Annotated in this window: 19 protein-coding genes and 1 other RNA gene; 3 read left to right on the top strand and 17 right to left on the bottom strand. The window is 29.9% G+C overall.

Annotation, left to right across the window (positions count from 1 at the left end; translation table 11 throughout):
* Positions 1 to 5 precede the first annotated feature (5 nt).
* The 6 genes from KQI16_RS08230 to KQI16_RS08205 form a co-directional block, all read right to left on the bottom strand.
* Positions 6 to 1,385 carry an McrC family protein gene (locus tag KQI16_RS08230; protein ID WP_216433491.1) on the bottom strand — a complete coding sequence of 460 codons (1,380 nt, stop codon included), beginning with the start codon at positions 1,383 to 1,385 and terminating at the stop codon, positions 6 to 8.
* On the bottom strand, positions 1,385 to 3,772 hold the full coding sequence (locus KQI16_RS08225) for an McrB family protein (RefSeq protein ID WP_216433489.1): 2,388 nt from the start codon (positions 3,770 to 3,772) through the stop codon (positions 1,385 to 1,387). The genes KQI16_RS08230 and KQI16_RS08225 overlap by 1 nt, the downstream gene beginning before the upstream one ends.
* A 237-nt stretch (positions 3,773 to 4,009) precedes the next feature.
* Entirely contained in the window at positions 4,010 to 5,491 is a 1,482-nt protein-coding gene (locus KQI16_RS08220) for a family 1 glycosylhydrolase (protein WP_216433487.1), read from the bottom strand.
* A gap of 74 nt (positions 5,492 to 5,565) precedes the next feature.
* On the bottom strand, positions 5,566 to 6,873 hold the full coding sequence (locus KQI16_RS08215; RefSeq protein ID WP_216433485.1) for a PTS sugar transporter subunit IIC: 1,308 nt from the start codon (positions 6,871 to 6,873) through the stop codon (positions 5,566 to 5,568).
* Positions 6,874 to 6,884: 11 nt separating this feature from the next.
* The gene (locus tag KQI16_RS08210) at positions 6,885 to 7,190 is read right to left on the bottom strand and encodes a PTS sugar transporter subunit IIB (RefSeq protein WP_119866069.1); all 306 of its coding nucleotides are present in this window, start codon (positions 7,188 to 7,190) and stop codon (positions 6,885 to 6,887) included.
* 16 nt (positions 7,191 to 7,206) lie between these two features.
* Positions 7,207 to 7,515, bottom strand: coding sequence for a PTS lactose/cellobiose transporter subunit IIA (locus KQI16_RS08205; protein WP_119866070.1), 309 nt, complete (start codon positions 7,513 to 7,515; stop codon positions 7,207 to 7,209).
* 310 nt (positions 7,516 to 7,825) lie between these two features.
* On the opposite strand from KQI16_RS08205, the gene KQI16_RS08200 reads away from it, so the two are divergent.
* Positions 7,826 to 8,272 carry a DUF3284 domain-containing protein gene (locus tag KQI16_RS08200; protein ID WP_216433483.1) on the top strand — a complete coding sequence of 149 codons (447 nt, stop codon included), beginning with the start codon at positions 7,826 to 7,828 and terminating at the stop codon, positions 8,270 to 8,272.
* 92 nt (positions 8,273 to 8,364) lie between these two features.
* Here the strand turns inward: KQI16_RS08200 and KQI16_RS08195 are convergent, their stop codons facing one another.
* From KQI16_RS08195 to KQI16_RS08170, 6 genes are all read right to left on the bottom strand, one after another.
* Complete coding sequence (locus tag KQI16_RS08195; RefSeq protein ID WP_330654181.1) at positions 8,365 to 10,749, bottom strand: PRD domain-containing protein; 2,385 nt, start codon at positions 10,747 to 10,749, stop codon at positions 8,365 to 8,367.
* A 105-nt stretch (positions 10,750 to 10,854) separates the two neighbouring features.
* Complete coding sequence (locus tag KQI16_RS08190) at positions 10,855 to 10,992, bottom strand: hypothetical protein (RefSeq protein WP_216433481.1); 138 nt, start codon at positions 10,990 to 10,992, stop codon at positions 10,855 to 10,857.
* Positions 10,993 to 11,289: 297 nt separating this feature from the next.
* Complete coding sequence (locus KQI16_RS08185; protein WP_216433479.1) at positions 11,290 to 12,174, bottom strand: Cof-type HAD-IIB family hydrolase; 885 nt, start codon at positions 12,172 to 12,174, stop codon at positions 11,290 to 11,292.
* A gap of 66 nt (positions 12,175 to 12,240) precedes the next feature.
* Complete coding sequence (locus KQI16_RS08180) at positions 12,241 to 12,366, bottom strand: PhzF family phenazine biosynthesis protein (RefSeq protein WP_286172989.1); 126 nt, start codon at positions 12,364 to 12,366, stop codon at positions 12,241 to 12,243.
* Between the two features lie 27 nt (positions 12,367 to 12,393).
* Positions 12,394 to 13,389: a family 20 glycosylhydrolase gene (locus tag KQI16_RS13245; protein WP_330654180.1), complete on the bottom strand. Its 996-nt coding sequence runs from the start codon at positions 13,387 to 13,389 to the stop codon at positions 12,394 to 12,396.
* The gene (locus KQI16_RS08170) at positions 13,320 to 13,577 is read right to left on the bottom strand and encodes a hypothetical protein (RefSeq protein ID WP_216433477.1); all 258 of its coding nucleotides are present in this window, start codon (positions 13,575 to 13,577) and stop codon (positions 13,320 to 13,322) included. The genes KQI16_RS13245 and KQI16_RS08170 overlap by 70 nt, the downstream gene beginning before the upstream one ends.
* A 203-nt stretch (positions 13,578 to 13,780) precedes the next feature.
* On the opposite strand from KQI16_RS08170, the gene ssrS reads away from it, so the two are divergent.
* A non-coding RNA gene (gene ssrS / locus KQI16_RS08165) (6S RNA) lies at positions 13,781 to 13,973 on the top strand.
* Positions 13,974 to 14,030: 57 nt separating this feature from the next.
* Here ssrS and KQI16_RS08160 read toward each other — a convergent pair.
* The 5 genes from KQI16_RS08160 to KQI16_RS08140 all read right to left on the bottom strand — a co-directional run bounded on the left by KQI16_RS08160 (position 14,031) and on the right by KQI16_RS08140 (position 19,435).
* Positions 14,031 to 14,711 carry a PHP domain-containing protein gene (locus KQI16_RS08160; protein WP_119866075.1) on the bottom strand — a complete coding sequence of 227 codons (681 nt, stop codon included), beginning with the start codon at positions 14,709 to 14,711 and terminating at the stop codon, positions 14,031 to 14,033.
* Positions 14,712 to 14,832: 121 nt separating this feature from the next.
* Positions 14,833 to 16,230 (bottom strand): L,D-transpeptidase family protein, encoded by a 1,398-nt coding sequence (locus tag KQI16_RS08155; RefSeq protein ID WP_216433475.1) that lies wholly within the window; start codon positions 16,228 to 16,230, stop codon positions 14,833 to 14,835.
* 206 nt (positions 16,231 to 16,436) lie between these two features.
* A complete protein-coding gene (locus tag KQI16_RS08150) occupies positions 16,437 to 17,621 on the bottom strand; it encodes an ABC transporter permease (RefSeq protein WP_216433473.1) in 1,185 nt (394 codons plus the stop codon).
* A 1-nt stretch (position 17,622) separates the two neighbouring features.
* A complete protein-coding gene (locus tag KQI16_RS08145) occupies positions 17,623 to 18,306 on the bottom strand; it encodes an ABC transporter ATP-binding protein (RefSeq protein WP_236906289.1) in 684 nt (227 codons plus the stop codon).
* The gene (locus KQI16_RS08140) at positions 18,296 to 19,435 is read right to left on the bottom strand and encodes an efflux RND transporter periplasmic adaptor subunit (RefSeq protein ID WP_216433471.1); all 1,140 of its coding nucleotides are present in this window, start codon (positions 19,433 to 19,435) and stop codon (positions 18,296 to 18,298) included. Before KQI16_RS08140 ends, KQI16_RS08145 begins: the two co-directional genes overlap by 11 nt.
* Before the next feature lie 445 nt (positions 19,436 to 19,880).
* On the opposite strand from KQI16_RS08140, the gene leuA reads away from it, so the two are divergent.
* On the top strand, positions 19,881 to 21,539 hold the full coding sequence (gene leuA, locus KQI16_RS08135; protein WP_216433469.1) for a 2-isopropylmalate synthase: 1,659 nt from the start codon (positions 19,881 to 19,883) through the stop codon (positions 21,537 to 21,539).
* Positions 21,540 to 21,739: the final 200 nt, after the last annotated feature.

Here is a 21,739-nt window from a genome sequence, read left to right as displayed (position 1 = left end):
TTATCTTATAATGATTTATTAGCTTTAAAATATTCTTTTAATTCTAAGATAATTTTATTATCATTAGCTTTAAATAAGTCATTTAAATTATTATTCATCTTATATTCTTCATAATCTAATAAGAAACTTACTTTTACAATTTCTATTTCAATAGGAGCTATTTGAAATTTACTATTTACTTCAAACTTAATATTTTCCTTATTATTATTTTTAGGATAAACTAATGCTAATTTATTATATCCTCCTGCCAGTGCATAGCTACACATCTGATACATATCTGATTGACTTATTCCATAATTTTTACTTCTATCGGAATTTAAAATTTTATATTTAGTATCTAAAATATAAATCTTATCATTATTATCTCTTAAAAATATATCCTGCTTTAAATTAAACATATTATTTCTATATTTTTCATTGATATATAAATCAGCTAAATATAAATTACTTTTTTGACTAATTATATCTTTAAATTCATTCTTTAATTTTTCTTTTACAAAACAAGATAAAAAATCTTCATATATAATTTCCATAGGAAATAAGAAGCAAAAATTAATTCTATTTTCATCTTTATTTCTTGTTATAGAGGAATTTTTCAAAAATATTTCACATAAAGAAAGTATAATTTCATAATCCTTATTAAATCTATTTAAAGTAATATTATCACAGGCATTTTCATCAAAAACTTCATCATCAATTTCATCTAAAATAAATAATATTTTTCTTAGCTTTTCCTTACTATCTAAATTCTTAGTTATATTCAAAAGTTTCCTAGAAACAAATTTTATAATTTTATTAAATTTATTATTATAGATATATGGTTCATGTATAATATTGAAATTATTCCATCTACCAGTAGCAATATTACTTTTTAAATATTCCGTAGTATTTAACCTTCCTTTTAAATATTGTAATTCTTCTTCTACTTCTTCATAACTATTGTATGGATTATTATAAACATTCTCTAGCGTTAATTTGCTAAAAAAATATATAAACAGTTCCAATATACTATCTGACCTATTAAAATTAATATTAGTATCAATTATAGGAAACTTAATTTTAGTACATTTACTTAACCAATATAGAATATTACTAATTAGATAACTATCAAGCTGATCTTCCTCAATATTATCTTCAAATATTTTAGGATAAATAGTTATACTTTCTCCCTTATAACTAATAAACCCTACATAATTTCTAGCTTTAACTAAGTCTCCATCAAAAATTAAATATCTTTGTTCAACTATCTCTTCTTCATTCTCATATAATTTACTATCATCATATAAATAGTACCTATTCCGCCAATTTTCATTTAAAAATTTCCTAAATTCCTTATTTGATGGGACATTAAGCTTTTGAAATTTTCCAAACTCCTTTAACTTCATTATTCTTCCTCTATTCCATCATATTCAATTTGAAAATTATCTAAATTTTCCTTAACCCTTATACCTGATTTAATTAATATTTCTTTTACTTCCTCTCTATTCATATAAAAATATTCATTTAATAAAGGTATAACTTTATTATTAATTATCTTTCCTATGTCTTCCTTTGATTTATTCATGAAAAATGCATGGCCAATTAAATAATCTGCAGACTTTTTCTTTTCATAAATAGAATTATTAATGGATCTTAGAATACCTTCAAATTCTGGAATAAGACTATAATCAGGATACATAGGTATAAAATCAAATCTTCTTCTTAAGGCTATATCTATATTAGCTATAGACCTATCAGCAGTATTCATAGTTCCTAATATATATAAATTAGGAGGAACAATAAATACTTCCTTAGATGGTAAAGTTACTACTGTCTCATTAAGTTGACCTAACCTTTTATCTTCTTCAATTAATGTTATTAATTCTCCAAATATTCTTGATATATTTCCCCTATTTATTTCATCTATAATTAATACATAATTATTTTCTAAATCATTCTTAGCTCTTTCTACAATATCTTTAAAAATCCCATCTTCTTTTACAAAGGATAATTGATCTGTATTATTAATATTTGCTTTAATTCCTTGAATAAAATCTTCATAACTATAATTTTGATGAAAGGTAGTGAAAACTATTCTTTTCTCTGCTATATAATTTTTATATCTCTTAAAAACTTCCTCTCTATTCTTTTTACTTTCCTCTATTATTTCTTCAACTTCTTTTTTCTCAACTATACTTACTGCATAATTAATAGTATTATAAGTTTTGCCTGTTCCTGGAGGACCATATAAAATAATATTTAAAGGAGTATCTATTTCCTTTTCAAAAACATATTCTTCTGAGCCATCTTCCATTAAATTTACATCAACTTCCTCATCTTCATTTACTGCTTCAATTTTTCTTTCCCCAATTTCTATATTCATATTATTTATTTCGTCAATTAATGTATCTAAATCTTCCTCAAAGATATAATTGATTACTTCCCTTTCAAAATCATATTTTTCTTCTTCTTTAACACTAATCATTGATCTGCTTGTATATTTACTTCCCCACTGTTTCATAGCTGGTAATAAATCAACCTTTTTATCACTATCCTTCAATTTAATAAATTTATAATAATTAAGACCATTTTCTTCTTTTATTTTTGAAATTATTAAAGCTAAAAATAAAATTTTATTTTCATCAGCAACATAAAAAATATTTTTAGTACTTGAATTAAGATTAATTTTCTTGCCTTTTGTAGGAATTATATTTTCCTCTAGATTTTTCTCAATTTCCTCTTTCAAAATTTGTGAATCTAGCTTAAATGGTTGCATTTTAAAAAAATTATTTTCCTTATCCCAAAGTTTATGTATATCTTTGAAGAACATAATTCTTCCGTAAATTATTCCTCTATTTTTTTCATTTTCAACTCTTATATCATATTCCTTTAATTCTTCATAAATAATTTCACATAGTTTTTCGTAATTCTTATCTAAGGAGATATTAGGTCTTAAAAGATTTGTAAATTTCATAATTTTATTAGTTTGAAAAGCTGTTATTGCTTTTTCTGGATTTAAAATATAGATTATAACATTTCTAGCAACTTCAGAAACCTTATTTAAATCTTTATACTTCTTATAATTTATTAAATTCTTAACCCATTCATTTTGTCTTATAGAGGTTAAAGCTAAAGTCCTATTATCTTCATATTCATTATATACATTTTTCCTATAAGCATTAAAATCTATATAAGCTATAATTTCATATACTATTTCTAAAAATTTATATTTTTCTTCCTTATCTTTATATTTGTTTATAAAGTCATTTGAGTTAAATTTTCTAGAAGATTCAATATCTGATTTTAATTCATCAAGACTATTATTACTTATATATATTGAATTAAACTCATTCCATTTATCAATTAATTTTTGAAATGCAAATTCTTTCTTCTTACTATAGGTATCAATAAATTCCTTATCACTTTCAATTGCTTCTTTTATTTTATTACTTAAACTTTCTTTATATGAATTTTTAGTTTTTTCATAACATTTAAACAATAATTCTTTGTATTCTTTTATGTTTTCTAGGCTATAAATTCTTATTTCTGCATTTAAAGTCCATTTATTATTTTCCGGCACTATTTTTATATCAAATTTATTGACTTCTTCATCTGTTAGAAATTTTTTATTAACAAGTATACTTAAATATCCCTTTCTTTCAGTAACTTCTGCGTACATTTTTGAATATACTTTATATCCAGTATATTTTGTGGTTATATATTCAATTGTCCCTTCTAAAGCTTTTAAATATTTTGAAATTGATTTATTAATTTCACTAACACTAATATTCATCATAATTCTCCATTTCTATAATTATTTATCCATATATTACAATTGTAGCAAAATTTATAGATTTAAGAAATTGAATATTTATATATAAACTATAAATAGAAAAGACAGTGCTTATTATAATCACTGTCTTTTTATCTTCTAAATACTATCTTTACAAACTACGCACAATTCAAATAATTTATTATTGAGAACATAGGAAACAACAAGGATATAAGTATAAGCCTTATTTACTAATCTCTACTCCAAATCCGCCCCATTTGTTGCAATAACCTTCTTATACCAATAGAAGCTATCCTTCTTAGTTCTCTCTAAAGTTCCATTCCCCTTATCATCCCTATCAACATAAACAAAACCGTAACGCTTCTTCATTTCTCCTGTTCCTGCTGAAACTAGGTCAATGCAGCCCCACATTGTATAACCCATTAGCTCAACTCCATCAAGGTTAACAGCATCCCTCATTGATGAAATATTCTTTCGTAAATAATCTATACGATAACTATCGTGAATGCTTCCGTCCTCTTCCTTCTTATCATCCCAGCCTATACCATTTTCAACTATCCATAAAGGCTTATGATAGCGTTCATATAAAGTATTAAGAGCTATTCTTAGGCAGTTCTTATCAGTTGCCCAGCCCCACTCATTTGTTTCTAGGTATGGATTCTTTACTCCAAATACAAAGTTTCCATTGCCTTGGTCAACATCCTTATGGGTTGTAAAGGTGCTTGATCCATAGCAGGAGAAGCTTAAAAAGTCTGCTGGATATTTTTCTAGAAGCTCAAAGTCCTCTGGCTCTGTATCTAATACAATTCCTTCCCTTTCATATTTCTTTAATCTATAAGCAGGATACTTACCTCCAGTTTGAACATCTGCATAGAATAAGGTGTTCTTTGAAAGTTCCATTACCAATAATTGATCATCTGGATCGCAAGTGTAGGCATAGCTTGGCTGGTAAGCTAACATTTGTCCAACCTTCATTTCAGGGTTAATTTCATGGGCTGCCTTTACAGCCTTAGCACTTGCAACAAATTGATTATGAGCTGCTTGAGCTCTGTTTTGTGGTGATGGATCAGCTAGTCCCCCTGCAATAAATGGTGCAAACTCCATAATATTAATTTCATTAAAGGTTAGCCAGTATTTTACCTTGCCTGAATAACGCTTAAATACAGTTTTTGCATATCTTTCAAAGAAATCTATGCACTTTCTATTTGACCAGCCACCATATTTAATTGTTAAATTAAGTGGAGTTTCATAGTGAGATAAGGTTACAAGAGGCTCAATTCCATATTTTAAGCATTCATCAAAAACTGCATCATAGAATTTTAAACCTTCTTCATTTGGCTCTACATCATCTCCATTTGGGAAGATACGTGCCCAGTTTATACTCAATCTAAAGGTCTTAAAGCCCATTTCTGCCATATAGCCTATATCTTCCTTATATCTATGATAAAAATCAGTTGCTACATGGCTTGGATAGTATTCTCCTTCAATTACTGCTGGAATACAGTCCTCTGGTATCTTTGTATTTGGACCAAAGGCTGATATTGAGCCTGTCTCACCAGTCTTTACATTTTTATAAGTTAATCTACGAGGAACTGTATGGGAGCCTGATGTTATAACATCAGCTGTGCTAATTCCCTTTCCTCCTTCATTCCATGCACCTTCGTATTGGTTAGCAGCTGTTGCTCCTCCCCATAAAAATCCTTCTGGAAAACCCTTCATTTATTTAACCTCCCCCTCTAAATTTGAGTAAATTTATTTTAAAGGCACCAGCTAAAAAGATGGTGCCTCAATATTTATACAGTAAGATTTTCGCTTTCTTCTACTATTGCAGCAGCTTCTTTTGCTATTAATTGTTTTTCATAAATCTTATAGAATGGATACCAAACAAGAGTAGCTGGTATTAACATTAAATAATCCCAAATTGCATTTTGCCATCTTAAAGTAGATAAATATGCACCAAATCCCATTGGAAGCAGGGCTGAAATACTTATCCATGCAGGTTGTAAGAAACCAATCTTATATCCAGCTAATGTACATAACATAAGAACTGGAATACTTAAAACATATGGGATACATAAAATTGGGTTATACATAACAGGCATACCAAAGGTAATAGGTTCATTTATATTAAACCAGCCTGGAACAACAGAAATCTTTGCAACAGCATTTATTTGCTTAGATTTTGACCTTAATCCAAGCAAGGCAACTGTCATAGTATTTCCTGTACCACCGCAGACTGCCATAGCTCCAAATAAGGCTACTGGATAGAAGGTTAAAGCTTGTCCAGCTTCATGAGCTGCTGCATTGGCAACTGCTGCTTGAATTCCTAAAGGCATAATAATTGGAACTAATATCATAGTACCATGAATACCGAAGCACCATAAAATTCCTGCAAAAGTACACATGATAATCATTCCTGGAACTGATGTTAAGGCACTTAATGGCTTTCCTAATACTGCCATGAAACCTGAAGCTATTGTATAAGCTCCGCCAGTCATGTTAGATACTAATGTTGAAGCTCCTAATAAAACTATAACACTAAATAATAATGGTAAGATTGATGCAAAACCATCTTGTAAGAAAGGAGGAACAACATCAGGCATCTTTATTCTGATATCTTTGTCTGCACAGAATTTTTCAATACGAACTGATATAAATACAACTATAAAGCCTATAAACATACCCTGTGCTCCTAAATAAGTCATATCGATACCTGTTAATCCAGCCTCGTTAGTAATTAAGGCACCTGAAACTAAAAGGAAACATATTAGCGAATCAACAGCATTCATTATTGGAGATTTCATTTTTAAGTTCTTAGCATAGTTGAAGGATAATAAAGCAACAACCCATAATGATAATGAATTCATTGTAAATTGATAAGGCAGATAAATTATTTGATAGATCTTGCTGTCTGAAGTGAATAAGTTTAATAGAGTTTCGCTTCCTAATGAACAGATAATTTGAGAAATAGCACCAACCATAATAACACCCATTAGGGACATCATAGCAGCTTGTAATGCAGCTAAGAATTTGTTACTGCCTAGCTTTTGGCCAAATTCTTGAAGCTTAATCATAAATTTACTTTCAAATACCTTTTCCATAAAACCTCTCCTTAATTATTTTTTTCAGCATAAAGCCTTTTAGCTAATCTCATAATATTAGGGCAATTTGCAACAGCATAATCAAAGGATTCAATAGCAGCACATGGTAAATTTGTGTTTTCCTTGATTTCTTTTATACGATAGGATACTTGAGGTCCAACTAAAACAATGTCATATTTTTGATAAACATCTTGATATTCCCCTAATCCTACTGCCTTAATTTCAAGCTCTTCACCAGCCTCCTTCCAATATTGTTCCATTTTCCTCATTAAAATACTTGTTGACATTCCTCCAGCGCAGACTAATAAGATTTTCATGAATAATTCCTCCATTCTATCTATTTTTATAAAGTAAAATAATTTCCTTAATAAGTTCATAGGCAAGCATGCTTGTCATTAAATGATCTTGAGAATGAACAAGCAGCACATTTATATCTTGTTTTTCACCATTAGCTTCTTTAAATAACAATTCCGTTTGTGCTTTATGTGCAAGACTTGCAGATGCTTCTGATTTAGCTAAAAGTTCCTCTGCTGCTTCAAAATTTCCTGCTTTAGCTTCTTCCAATGCTTGAAATGCAAAGGAGCGTGCATCCCCAGAATTTGCAATAATTGTCATTGGTATTAAATCGTTTACATCGTCCATATGATATTTCCCCTTTTCTAGAATTTATTTCCTTTCCTTAGGTCAACTTTATTTTAGTGTATAAAAATTTCCTTGTCAAAGGGTCTCAAAGTCATGAAAATCTTGCTTTTATACAGTTTGTGTATAGTATATAATTCTAAAAATACACTTTTTTTATCAAAAACTTCATTACTATTACATATTTTAAACCTAGTGTATAAACTTTTTAATGCTTTTTAGCTAGTGTTTAACTTCTTTTCTCAAAAGTATAACTTTTCCATTTTTTATTTTTTAAATCATTTTTTATTAGGAGACATGCTATAATCTAGATATGAAGTTAACAAGAGTATTAAATGTCACAGAAAAGGAATTTTATGATTTTCTTGAAAGGGATCTCTTGAATGATATCTATAAGCACACTAATAAAAAATTAGGGGTAAAGGATATTAAGTGGGGATTAAAGTATAGAAAGTATGACGATAAAAGTCTTACCCATATTGACATTTCAATTTTAGATTATAAGAGAGGCTCCTTTTACAAGGCAGAGATAAAATCTATCTATGATATTATTAGAATTTCTTATGAAACAGAGGAAGTTGATAACAAATTAAAGATTATATTTAATCAGCATATCGAAAGCTTTGAAAGTAAAAAACATAATAAATTTATGAAATTCTTCAGCGAAGGGGTTTATCTTGGCAGAATGACTGATACCCTATATGATATTCAAAATAAGATCATCAAAGAGAGGGAAAATCTTGCAGAATTGTCCTCTTAAAATTTAATTAAAAAATCTCAAAACTAAATCCACTGCTTCTATTATAAATGAAAAAGCATAAAAATTATAAAGGGACTCTTTAAAGAGCCCTTTTATAATTTCTTCAGCATCATAATAATAGTTGCAATTTCATTATCATCAATTATTACTTTAAAGGTCTTTTCTAAAGCTTTTAGGATTTTAACAATAACATTGTAGTCTTCCTCAAATAAGAAAATAATTTTATTTTTTTCTGGATTATTTGCAACAAGCTTTCCTTCCAACAATCTTTCCATTAAGCAGGCTAAATGCATAAATAAGCCTACCTTTTGATCCTCATTTAAGGAAAAGTAAGCACTTAATTCATCAATTACATTAGGCAGTACATTTTTTAGTTTAGATATTGACACATACTTAAACTGTTCTTCTAAATATTGATAAATATCATTATAATTAACAGAAGCACTACCTAGAGGTTCAAACATTAGTATCCTATCTATGTCTTCCTTAGGATTTTCAAAAATCTTCTTTATAGATATAAAAGGAATTCCCAATAATTTTGGATCATAGGTTCCAACAAAGGCATGAATATTATAGCTTTTCTTAAAATTTAAAAGCTCCCTTAAAAGCTCATCCCTTGAGGATATTGATAAGGCCACTGTTTTCATTCCAAGCTTTGAATTTTGATCTATATAGAGCTTTAATTGGGCTGCTCCTCCTTCTCCTGTATGGCAGAGAGTAATTATAAGCTTGTTTCCCTTTTCTTCATTTTTTCTCATATTATTGATTTCTAGATTTGCCATATGATATACATAGTCAATATCACTTTCCATTGAGCATTTTCTGGCAACATCAATTCCAATTAGGGTAATATGAATATTAATACATCTTATTTTGGTATCTATTTCTTCTGCAATAGTTTCAAGCATTGTTTTTATTGATCCCATATCATATATAACAATAACACCCTTGCCCCTATCAATTTTCTTAATCAAGGCCTTAATTTCCTCCATGGCCTCATTTGTTCCAAGATCCAAGGCCATATCATAGCTATATGTGTTATTGCAATGGCTTAAAGTATTTGTAACATCTTTTAAGGAAGAGGCTATTCCATTGCCATGCATAATATAAAGTAAAACTGGATGTTCCTCTTCATCATTATTTTCATCTAATTCTGCAAAGAACATAGTTATTAAGGCTATTTCATGGGCAGGTAATTCCAAATTCAACTTGGCCTTCAACATAGTTGCTAATTCCATAGCAGCTGCATATTCTTGAGGATAATCTTCTATAATTTTAACTACTTTATCATTATCTATTCTCTGATGGGAAACCTTTAAAGTTAATAAGGAATTAATATGAAGACAAAGACCGTATAGTACATCTGAATTTAAATTTATTCCCCCACTCTTTTTGCTGGAATTATGAAAGTCAGTAATAATATCTATAACCCTTCTATCTACAATTTTTGAAAGCTGCTCTAAATTACTTGAATTATAAAATCCCTTATAATAACGATATTTATTAAATAAATTGCGGATATGGCTTCTAATCACATTTTCTATGCCCTTGTCATTTATCCCTAAATTAACTAATTCCTCATATTGTTTTCTAATTTCAGAATACATATCATACACAATATTAGGGGAATAATATTCTTCATTGCTAGTATTTTTATCATAAATAATAGCTTCCCTATTGCCTATTAATATATCAATTTCATTATCAGAGCTTTTTAGCTGTAAAAGGCTTTTTCTAATTTCTGACTTAAAATCATTAATACATACATAAATCTGTTGATTATTATTGACTACACGAACATAGGCATTGGCACAGGCAGCTTTAATTTCAAGTTCCAGGCCCTTAACATTATAGGCAAAATCTGATAGTAACAAGGCTTTTATTGCTTCTGCTGTAACTTCTATGCACCTATCTGAATTAGAGGCTTCCCTTTTGAAAAAGTGATTTATAAGATCAAACCTTTCCTTCAAAGGTCGATCCTTTAATTCTGGCAGTTCTATAGTTACTGGAATTATACGATTGATTTGTAAGCTGCTTTGAGGTGAACAGGATAATACTAAGAATAAATCGTTAGCTTCTATTTCTTGAGATTTATCCTCTGAATATAGTTTTCCTGAATCTAAAAAGGCAAATAATCTGCTCTGCTGCTTGGCATCTAGCAAATCAACATTATCTATAAAAAGCATTCCTCCCTTAGCTCTTACAAAGGCACTTTTTTCTAAATTACCTTCAATACCGAAGAGTTCCTCACTTAGTATAGAAACATTTTTAGAATAATGCCTGCAGTCAATTTTTACATAGGGAGCATCTTCAGATAAAATTCCCCTTTCCTTAGCGAATTTAAACATTAGGGAAGCAAAGTAGGTTGTTCCACATCCAGTCTTAGAGGCAAGCAAAACATTTAGACTAGACCTAGGATATAAGATTGCAGCTTTAGCCAGCTGAATGGAATTTCTTAAGCTGCCATTATAACCTATAAGCTCTGTAAAACAGGATTTTTCTGAGCTTTTATGGCTTTCTTCTGGAAGCTTATAATATACTGGCCTTGTTGTAGTCTTAACCAGTTTTCCTTCCTTTACTAATTAATTTAATATAGAACTTACATTGGAACGCTGCAAAGCTAAGGCTTCTGCAATCTTCTTAGTTTCCAAGCCATTTTTATTCTTGCTATAGCTTTCCTTTTGTATGAATTCGTATACAATTTCCTTTACAGTTTTCACCTTATATTCTCCTTAGCCTTTTAAATATTAGTGTATATTGTGTATAAATAAATGAGTTATACATAGTAATTATATTTTATACTCTTATTATAAATTCAAAAAAATTATTTTACAAACATCAAAACAAAAATCAGATCAGTGGGGAGTTGAAACTCAGTTAGGAGTGGGGAGTTAGAAGTTAGGAGTGTGGAGTTTGGAGTTGGAGTTCAGTTAGGAGTTGGGAGTGTGGAGTTATGAAATAAAAAGAGGATGCTTTTCGCTTATTCGAAAATCATCCTCTTAACTACCTTAACTATGTTACTTAAGCATTTCTTCCATTGTGTTATTCAAAACATGATATATAGCCTTAGCAACTCCTAATTTATCGTTAGCATCTGTAACATATTTTGCTATAGCTATGACTTCTGGTATAGCATTTTTCATGGCAACAGTTTCTTCAAAAATTTCAAACATTGAATAATCATTAAAGCTGTCTCCTAGGATCATAACTTCTTCTCTCTTTAAGCCCATCTTAGTTGCAACTTTTTCTAAGATGATTCCCTTTTGGGCATTTTCATCAGTTATTTCTATATTATCTGCAAAGGAAGAAGTTATATTTAAGCTCTTAACTTCTTCTGCTATTTTTTTCTTTACCTTATTTATAAAATCTATATCCTTATGGAAGGCAACAAACTTTCTTACTTCTATACCCTCTTCAAAGAACTTATTAATATCATCTATGTACTTTAAGCATGTAAAGAAACCTAGTTTTTCAGATATTTTTCTTGCTTCTTCTTCTGTCATTCCCTTATTAAAGCTAAGGGTTCTAAAAATAACTTCCTGTAGAGCTTCTTCTCTTGTAGAAGTTGTAAAAACTCCCTTGTTTGTAAATATACGGGCTGATAATTTATATTCATTTAGTATATCTATAATTTTTTTTGCTCTCTCATGATTTATATTAATAACATCAAGAATATTTCCATCTTCATCCCTATACTCTGCACCATTTGATAAGATACATTGAGCTTTTATATTATGCTTCTCTAATATATCTTTAACACTGTCATATTCTCTTCCTGTAGATATGGCAAAGGTTATTCCGGCTTCTTCTGCCTTTCTAATTGCTTCGACTGTTTCTTTATCTATGTCATGGGCATTATTTAATAAAGTCCCATCCATATCTGATGCTATAAGTTTTATCATTTATTTTCCCCCTCTTGACTGTATTTTTACACCTATATATATCTTACCACATTAGAGGAGTTAATGTTATAAATTAATTTTTTTCATTAATTCCTCATTAAGCTCCTCTTCTAGAATACAAACTCCGGCTGGATTTCCTTTAAATACTTCATCAGTAAAAGCATCCACTTGATATATCTTAATTCTATTCATAATATCCCCCATATAAAAATTATAATATTATTCATTATAATAATTTATTTGTTGATTTGCCAATCTTTCCTTTTGTTTTTCTAATCTTATTTTATACTCAGTCCAATTTCTAACTTCTTTAGGAGTCCAGCCTATTTCTGCATAGCTTAGCAATCTTGGATATATCATATAATCCATAGCTATTCCATCCTCAATTGTTTCTGTCCATAGGGGAGCCTCTATACCTAAAATTAATTCCTTAGGGGCATAATCAGTTAAATCCCAGCTGTAGGATGTTTCTATAGGAATAAGTCCAGCCCAATCTAAGCCGTAAGAAGAATTTTCATCATACTTCATATCTAGATAGCTCTTTCCAGCAATTGAAATTATTATTTTCATTCTTTTTTCCCTAGCTGCAGCATTAGTATCTCTCCAATTTTGCAATATAACTGAGGAATCTATTTCAGGAGATGTATCTATTGGATCCCAGCCTATTGGAATTTTGCCATACTTTTGAACTATCTTTGCAACTCGTCCTACAAAATAATCATACCCTTCCTTAGGCGTTGCTTCTGCTTCATCTCCACCTATATGAATATATTTTGATGGTGATATTGCTGAAAGTTCTTTAATTATATCTTCAATAAATTCATAAGTCTTTTCATAATCAGTCATTAAGTCCCTATATTCATATTCAGGTTTATCTTCAATTCTTGAAGAGGCTATACTCCATTTAATATTGGAAACTAATGTATCTTTTTCTATATCTGGAGGCAGCATTTGCCTTAAAGTCTGAATAGCCCTAAACAAACCTTCTGGCTTATAGGCTGTAATTTTTATATTTTCCGGACTAATTATTATTTGATAACCTTCATTTCCCATATCTTCAGTTCCGCCTATAGTTGTCAGATATATGCTTCCCTCTGGAGCCTCTTGTAATTTTATAATAGGAAGATCAAAGCCTGTGGCTGGCATTATTTTTCCTTTAAAATATTCAGCAATTTTTGAAATTTCCTCTGTTTCTTCCTCGCTATTTCCTGCAATATAAATTGAACTATCTTCCTTGATAATAAATTCTCCCTTTTCAGGTTTGTACTATAATCATTTTCTGCTGTAACAGTTAACTTATTTTCTTCTTTATTATAGAAAAATATTACTAAAAAACTAATTAAACTAATTATAAATAGAAAAATTATAAATTTATATCTTTTGTCTATCTCCTTTATTTTCATTCTTTTCACATCCTTAGATTTTTATATTTTTCTTATTATTAGTATTAGATAGAGCAGCCTTTATCATTCATTTTGTTATTAAAAATAAAAACTTTGCATCTTTATGTTTAAATTTCCATTACAAAATCCCTTGCAATTTATTTTTAGTGATGTTATTATATTCTCACAACAAGAAACAAGAACTTGTTTCAAAAAAATTAATTTAAAGTCTGGAATACTCGTTAAGCTCTTATTTTGAACCTACACATGTGCTACGGGAGTTCAATATTTAGGTGTGGAAATGTAATTTCATGTGAGTCCCCTTTGCGGCATTGAAACTGATTGAAGCATCTGTGAGAACACCCACCTATCGAGAGATAGGGATCAAAATCAGAGTACCGGTATTTTGGATATTAATTTAGAAATCAAAGATGGCCAATGCTTTAAGCATTGGCCTTTTAGCTTTTCTTAATTTTAGATTAATATCTTTAAAAAATCTTCTATTTCCTCATCTTCTAAATATATTTGTCCTAAGGTTCCATGTTTTAAATCTTCCTTTGAAAGTCTATGAAAATCAGAACCTGCTGTATATACTATATTTTTTTCCTTTGCTATATTTATAAAGTACTCTTCCTCCCCAGGCTTATTTCTATAATATCTTGCTTCTATCCCATCAAAATTTAAATTTATTACATTTTCAAAAACTTCCCTTTTAAGACGGGTTGGATGAGCTAAAACAACCTTAGCATTAAAATAATGAAGCAGTTCTATTCCTGCTGCTGTGCTTATTTTACCCCCTTCTGACTTAAAACTTAATTGCCCCTTAAAATGCTGCTGGCAAGCCTTAAACTTCTTTTTTCGCAAATTTGATAAAATCATTTTTAATTCATCATTTGTATAATTATCATCAGTAAAATAACCTAGAATGTGAACCTTATTTCCCTTATATCTTGTAGATAACTCTATCCCAGGTATTACTTTAACTCCAAAGATTTCTCCAACTTTAACCGCCTGTTTATTCCCATTTATAGTATCATGGTCAGTTAAAGCAATTATGTCTACCCTTCTTTCCTTTGCTAATAAAACTAATTCTCCCGGCTTTAGTTCCCCATCTGACTCTGTAGAATGAATATGAAAGTCTCCCTTAGTGTACATCTTTTTTGCCCTTAATAATTACTTACTAATTCATAATATTTCTATTAAGCAATTTTTGATATGTTTTTTTAATACAAATATAAAAGCTAGATAAAATAAAATTTTTATACGAAAAATTTCACTACTCTTCTTCATAGCAAATAACAGGAGTACCTTCTTCAATGTTTTCATAAATCTTTTTTGCCAAATATTTAGGGGAATTAACACAGCCATGACTGCCATTAGTCTTATATATTTCTCCCCCAAAGGAATATCTCCAGCTTGCATCATGTATTCCTATATTCCCATTAAAAGGCATCCAATAGCTTACATTAGCTTCATAGCCTGGTCCTCTTAAAGTTGAGCCCATTTCCTTATAATTAATCATGTAAATTCCAACAGGTGTTCCAAAACCTCTAGTTGGATTACCTGTTACTACAGAGCCATGAGCTATTAATTTTCCCTCCTTATAAAACCATAAATGCTGCTTTGTTATATTTATTTCTACATAGCTATCACCTATATCGTCCTCTTCCCTAGATATTGCTGTTTGAGCATATATAGGCTCTTTCTCAAGAATATCTCCATTTTTTATGTTTTCTATTAGAGCTTCAATTTCTTTTTCTAAATCAATTCTCCAACCATAAAATCCACCCTTAACTTCAATTGTTTTACCTGTAGATGTTTTTATCTTTCTTGCCTTTCCAACGGTATTATATTTTTGAGCTAAAGCTCTTACATATCCATTTACAGCTTTCTCATCTATTATTACATTTAAATCTTCATCTACTATAAGCCATTTGTTTATTGTATTTCCATCTAAAACTTCACTTTTACTTCCAAATAAATATTTAATATTTGTTGAAACATACTTATTTAATATGTCCTTGGTTTCAGTAGTTTTCTCTGAGGATAAAGTATATTTAGGATTTTCATAGCAAAACTTTTCTTCTAAATCTAATTCCCTTTCTCCCTTTAAAAGGCTCTCCCTTATAAGCTTTTCTAGCTTTTCCTTATTTATCTTATTTCCATAAACCTCCTTAACTGTTTCATAAAGTCCATTTGAATATTTAAAACTTACATTTTGAGGCTCAATAATCTCCTTATTTAAGCAGTTTAAAACATTTATCTTATTCTCCAAGCTCTCTTCATTGTAAAAGAATAAGTCCTCTAAATAATATTCTTCCTTAGTTATTAAGGAGCTGATCCATTTAAAGGCATTTTGCTTATTATAAATCTCTGGAATGCTATTATTTTTCTTATAGTTCATTTCTATATCTTGCCCTCTTATTTCCTCTATTTCTTTATTTCTTTCTATAAGGGTGAGCTTATAATCTTTAATATAATTATTTATTATTTTGTCTGTCTCCTTATAGGATTTTAAAGATAAATCTACTCCATTTACTACAGTATTAAAAAAGAAATGACTAGTAAAATATATTGAAATAAGTAAGTATAGTAAGAAAATAATTCCTATTATAATTAATATATTTTCTGCCTTCTTACTCTTAAAAATATTTCTTATATTAATATTCTTCATTCTACTGCGCCTTTCACTAAAATATTTTTAAATGATAACTAATTAATAATATGTTTATAATTTTCATATTAAAACTAATTTTACTGCTTATAGATTTAGCTTATAAAATACTTAATAAAAAACTACTAAGCCTTAGAGTTATAAATAAACTCTTAGCCTAGTAGTTTTCAATGGACAATTATAAATTATAAGATTTCGCTGCAATCTTATAAGTATATTGCCTTTATTGGATCCATCTTAGAGGCCTTTGATGCAGGTATTATACCAAATACTATTCCAACAATTACAGAAGTAAAAGTAGAGCCTAAGAAGCTTCCAAGGGTTAATACAGGCTCAAAAGGAATAAATATTCCTACTACTTTTGAGAATAAATAACCAGATAATATTCCCAATAGTCCCCCTATTCCTGTAATAATAATTGCTTCAAATAGAAATTGTAACAATATGCTCTTTGGTTTTGCCCCTATAGCCCTTCTTATTCCAATTTCTCTTTTTCTTTCAGAAACTGAAACATACATAATATTCATTACTCCAATACCGCCAACAAATAGTGAAATACCTGTAATAAGGGCTATAAAAGCTGTAAGGCCTCCTATTATTTTTTCAAAAACCTTAGTAATTGCCTGTGGATCTTGAAGCGCATATTCACCTTGTATATTTGGGTGATTTTTTTCTAATTCAGTCTTTACTTCTTCAAAAACGGCTTCTTTATCCATGTCTGGATTAATATAAACATCTATTGCTGAAATAACTTCTTCTGTCCCCATGCCTTCTTTAGATGCTTCTGATACATAAGAATAAGAGCCTGTTAATGAAAACATTCCTGCTTCAGCTAAAACTCCAACTACTTCATAATAAGTTCCTTTTAAATTAACACCTTTACCAAGGGCTTCCTCTGGATTTTCGAACATAGTCTTAGCTGTATTATAGTCGAGTACTATAAGCCTTCTATTATCTTCCGCTTCAGTCATTACTCTTCCATGAAGAATATTTAGGCTTTTACCTTCATAAGTATCTAAAATTACCATAGTCTGCTTATCAAAGTAGGAAATATCACTCATAACAATACTCATTCCTGCAATACTTCCTTGTGCCGCTTCCACCTTCTGCACTCCTTCAATTCTTGTAATTGAATTTAAGTCTGACTTAGTGAAGGACTCTATTAAACTATAATCTGCTCCTAGATTATCTGGTTGAAAATAAACATTTATTTTATTTGCGCTTGTATCTTCTGAAGACTGAACCACTTCTCTCTTTAATCCATTTCCAATAGATAATATTGTAACGACAGAACTTATTCCTATAATTATTCCAATCATAGTTAAAAAGGTTCTCAGCTTATGAGATTTTAAACTAGAAATTGCTGTTTTTATTAAATTAGCTACTGACATACTACATCTCCTTTGTGGCAACCCCATCTTTAATTTGGATTACCTTATTAGCATAACTTACTAAATCTTTATCATGAGTTACCATAATTATAGTTTTATTATCCTTATTTAAATTTTTAAGTATTTCCATAATTTCTGCACTTGTATTACTATCCAATGCACCTGTTGGCTCATCTGCAAATATTACATAAGGATTATTTATTAAAGCTCTGGCAATAGCAATACGCTGCTGCTGCCCCCCGGATAATTCTGTTGGAAATTGATTTTTCTTTTCTAATAATCCAACTAAATCTAAATATTTTTCTACAGCCTCTTTTCTTTCCTTAACAGCTACTTTACCCTTATATAACAATGGAAGTTCTACATTTTGTGCAATCGTTAAAGATTCAATTAAGTGAAATTGTTGAAATATAAAGCCCATATAATTATTTCTAAGCTCTGATCTTTCATTTTCATTAAAATTAGTTACGTCCTTACCATTAAATATATATTGTCCACTATCAAAACTATCAAGTAATCCAAGAAGATTTAATAAGGTTGTTTTCCCGCTTCCTGACTTACCCATTATTACTAAAAAATCTCCCTGTTCTATTTCTAAATTTATAGATTTTAAGGCATGAAGTTTATCATTTTTTAATTTATAGTACTTATTAATATCTTTTAACTCTATAACATTACTCAACAGGCATACCTTCTTTCATTTCTTCAGTAGGAAGTTCTACTATTTGATCTTCTTCCACTAACCCGCTATTAACAATAACTTTATCCCCCTCAGCTTCTGTATAGTTAATTTCTTGTTTAACTAGCAGGTTGTCCTCTACTTTATAGACATAAGTTTTACCTTCTTCATTAATAAGGGAACTTTTAGGTATTTCTATAGGACTGTCTGTTAACTCCACAACTGCTTGAACATGAAATCCATTAATTAATTTTTCTTGAGAATCTAAATTAATTTTCACTTCATAATAAGATAAATCAGATGCTGCTGTTGAATTTAATTGGGATGCAGCTGGAATAGCATTACTTATTGGTCTATCTCCTAAAGAAGCAATTTTACCTTTAACAATATCTCCACTTGATAATATTGTTGCTTCTACTGATTGTTCTGCTTTAATCTTCAAATAATCTTTCTCACTTACGCTGCCTTTTATATATAGTGTATCTGATTCTATGATTATATAAGGCTGGGTAGCGTCCTTCTCATTATCACTTAATATTATTCTTCCATCTATAGGGGAAGTTACAGTATAATATTCCTTTTCACTTAAGGAAGCTATCTGCTTTTCATAAAGGCTAATTTGATTATCTACAGCAGTTGTTGATATTTGAGTTGAAGCTAAATTTTCAGTTTGAAATTTAGTATCTGATTGCTGTACTAAAAGGTTAAGTTCTTCCTGTGAAGCTTTTTTTTCTTGTTCTTGAGCCTGTTTCTTTAATAATTCTTCTTGTTTTTTTAATTCTTCCTTTTGAGCTAATAATTCTTGCCTCTCCTTTTTGGCAGCTTCAAGCTGAAGATTTAGTTGAGCAATTTGATCAGTTATTTGTTCATTTTTATATGTAAATAAGGTATCCCCCTTCTTTACTGTTTGTCCATTTTCTACTGATAAGATCTCAACTGCTCCTTTTGTAGGATCTAGATATATTTCTTCCTTTTCCATTGGTACAATAGTCCCATTAATAAATACTTTTTCCTTTGAAGGAATTGATAATAGTTTCATTTTTGTCTCTTTGCTATTTAAACTGGTACATCCAGAAATAACAATATTAATTGCAGCAATTAATATTGATCCTATTACTAGCTTTCTTTTCTTCATATTTACACCTCATTTTTCTTTATTTTAACCAAATATATACAAACTAATTTTACTAATAGTACCATATTATGTCAACAAGTCACAAAAAATATAATAATCAATATTGACAAAAAATTTCTTAGATGCTAATATATTTTCAATTTAATATACTAAAGCGTCGATTGAGAGTAGTAGATTGGAAGAAGTTTCACAGAGAGTGGGAAATGGTGAGAGCCCACAAATGTTCACTTTCGAACTTGCTCATGAGCAGAAAGATTAGAAGTCTTTTCGGTAAAATATTTTGCCGTTATCATAATTAAGTATAATGTTGGATGGTACCGCTTAAATAGCTCCAATCTCGGATCTATTTAGGCGCTTTTTTATTATAACTCTGGGGGCAATTAAGTCTTAATAACTAATTAAGACTTAATAATATATAAAAAAATAAAATTGGGGGGCTATTCAAATGTTAAATTACAAAAAGTATAAGAGATTTGAAACAATATGCTATAAGGAAAGGACTTGGCCAAACAAAACCATCAAGAAGGCACCAATTTGGTGTTCAGTAGACTTAAGGGATGGAAACCAAGCTCTTGTAAATCCAATGACAATTGAAGAAAAACTTGAAATGTTCAAGCTTTTAGTGGAACTTGGCTTTAAGGAAATTGAAGTGGGTTTCCCTTCTGCATCACAAATTGAATTTGATTTTTTAAGGACTTTGGTAGATAATAACTTAATTCCTGAAGATGTTACTATCCAGGTTCTTTGTCAGTGCAGGCCGCACCTTATAGAGAGAACTATGGAGGCTTTAAAAGGGGTAAAGAAGGTAATTTTCCATATATATAACTCTACTTCTGTTCTGCAGAGGGATGTTGTATTTAATATGAATAAGGAGGAAATTAAGCAAATTGCTATTAATGGAACAAATTTAGTAAAGCAATATGCAGATGATTTTCCTGGAGAAATAATCCTTGAATATTCACCAGAAAGCTTTACTGGCACAGAAGTTGATTATGCATTAGAGGTTTGTGAGGCCGTATGTGATGCTTGGGGTGCATCAAAGAACAAAAAAGTTATAATAAACCTTCCTTCTACCGTCGAAATGGATACACCAAATGTATTTGCAGATCAAGTTGAATGGATGTCAAGGCACTTTAAGGATAGGGAAAGAATTATATTAAGTATTCATCCTCATAATGACAGGGGAACTGCCACTGCTTCAGCAGAACTTGCCCTTTTAGCAGGAGCTGACAGAATTGAGGGTACCTTATTTGGAAATGGGGAAAGAACAGGTAACTTAGATATATTAAATGTTGCTTATAATATGTTTTCCCAAGGTGTTAATCCTGAACTAAATTTAGAAAATATTGATAAAATAATTGAAGTTTATGAAAGATGCTGCAAAATTCCAGTTCATATAAGGCACCCTTATGCTGGAGAGTTAGTATTTACAGCCTTCTCTGGTTCCCATCAGGATGCTATCAATAAAGGAATGGCTAAATATCATGAAAGAAAAAATAAATATTGGGAAGTTCCATATTTATTAATAGATCCTAAAGACATAGGAAGGGAATATGAAGCCTTAGTCAGAATAAATAGTCAATCTGGTAAAGGTGGCGTTGCCTTTGTTATGGATAAGTATTTTGGCTTTAAAATGCCTAAGGCTATGCATAAGGAATTTGCAGATGTAATTCAAAAGATTTCAGAAAAGCTTGGAGAAATTGCTCCACAGACTATTATGGATAAATTTAAGGAAGAATATCTTGAAAAGGAAGGAAAATTTAAATTAATAAACTTCAAGACTTCTCATCTTAATGAGAAGGATAATGCTGACACAAAGGTTGATTTAATCCTAACTTATAATGACCAAAGACTAGAGCTGACAGGCATAGGTAATGGTCCTATTAACTCCTTAAAAAATGCTCTTTCTTCCTTGGTAGATACTACTATTTTAGATTATTCAGAACACTCTTTAGGAAATGGTTCAGAAGCTAATGCTGCAGCCTATATTCACTTAAAAAGAAATGATAATGGCAAAGACACCTTTGGAGTTGGGGTCAGCAGCAATATTACCCTTGCCTCTGTCAAGGCAGTCTTTAGCGCACTAAACAGACTATATAAATAAAAACTGCGAATATCAAAGTTCCGATAAATAAATATATTTCATAAGTTAATGACTTCACAAAGAAGCACTAAGCTCTAAAAAATAATCGAGTAGGAGCTGAATAATTATTTTATTCAGCGTCCTCTCACACCACCGTGCGTACCGTTCGGTACACGGCGGTTCAATAGAAATTAATGTACAAATGAATAAATTTCAGATAT

Origin of the sequence: Caproiciproducens sp. MSJ-32, from assembly GCF_018918055.1 — a bacterium.
Classification (GTDB): Bacteria; Bacillota; Clostridia; order Clostridiales; family Clostridiaceae; genus Clostridium.
The sequence above is the reverse complement of the archived record's forward strand: the minus strand, read 5'-3'. Positions and strand labels throughout refer to the sequence as shown.

What these genes read in the sequence shown, in the direction of transcription:
- KQI16_RS08170 (WP_216433477.1), bottom strand. Translation starts at nt 13,577, where the DNA reads ATGAAAATAAAGGAGATAGACAAAAGATATAAATTTATAATTTTTCTA.
- KQI16_RS08215 (WP_216433485.1), bottom strand. Translation starts at nt 6,873, where the DNA reads ATGGAAAAGGTATTTGAAAGTAAATTTATGATTAAGCTTCAAGAATTT.
- KQI16_RS08140 (WP_216433471.1), bottom strand. Translation starts at nt 19,435, where the DNA reads ATGAAGAAAAGAAAGCTAGTAATAGGATCAATATTAATTGCTGCAATT.
- KQI16_RS08180 (WP_286172989.1), bottom strand. Translation starts at nt 12,366, where the DNA reads ATGAATAGAATTAAGATATATCAAGTGGATGCTTTTACTGATGAAGTA.
- KQI16_RS08150 (WP_216433473.1), bottom strand. Translation starts at nt 17,621, where the DNA reads ATGTCAGTAGCTAATTTAATAAAAACAGCAATTTCTAGTTTAAAATCT.
- KQI16_RS08200 (WP_216433483.1), top strand. Translation starts at nt 7,826, where the DNA reads ATGAAGTTAACAAGAGTATTAAATGTCACAGAAAAGGAATTTTATGAT.
- KQI16_RS08185 (WP_216433479.1), bottom strand. Translation starts at nt 12,174, where the DNA reads ATGATAAAACTTATAGCATCAGATATGGATGGGACTTTATTAAATAAT.
- KQI16_RS08205 (WP_119866070.1), bottom strand. Translation starts at nt 7,515, where the DNA reads ATGGACGATGTAAACGATTTAATACCAATGACAATTATTGCAAATTCT.
- KQI16_RS08225 (WP_216433489.1), bottom strand. Translation starts at nt 3,772, where the DNA reads ATGAATATTAGTGTTAGTGAAATTAATAAATCAATTTCAAAATATTTA.
- KQI16_RS08230 (WP_216433491.1), bottom strand. Translation starts at nt 1,385, where the DNA reads ATGAAGTTAAAGGAGTTTGGAAAATTTCAAAAGCTTAATGTCCCATCA.
- KQI16_RS08220 (WP_216433487.1), bottom strand. Translation starts at nt 5,491, where the DNA reads ATGAAGGGTTTTCCAGAAGGATTTTTATGGGGAGGAGCAACAGCTGCT.
- KQI16_RS08160 (WP_119866075.1), bottom strand. Translation starts at nt 14,711, where the DNA reads ATGTACACTAAGGGAGACTTTCATATTCATTCTACAGAGTCAGATGGG.
- leuA (WP_216433469.1), top strand. Translation starts at nt 19,881, where the DNA reads ATGTTAAATTACAAAAAGTATAAGAGATTTGAAACAATATGCTATAAG.
- KQI16_RS08210 (WP_119866069.1), bottom strand. Translation starts at nt 7,190, where the DNA reads ATGAAAATCTTATTAGTCTGCGCTGGAGGAATGTCAACAAGTATTTTA.
- KQI16_RS08155 (WP_216433475.1), bottom strand. Translation starts at nt 16,230, where the DNA reads ATGAAGAATATTAATATAAGAAATATTTTTAAGAGTAAGAAGGCAGAA.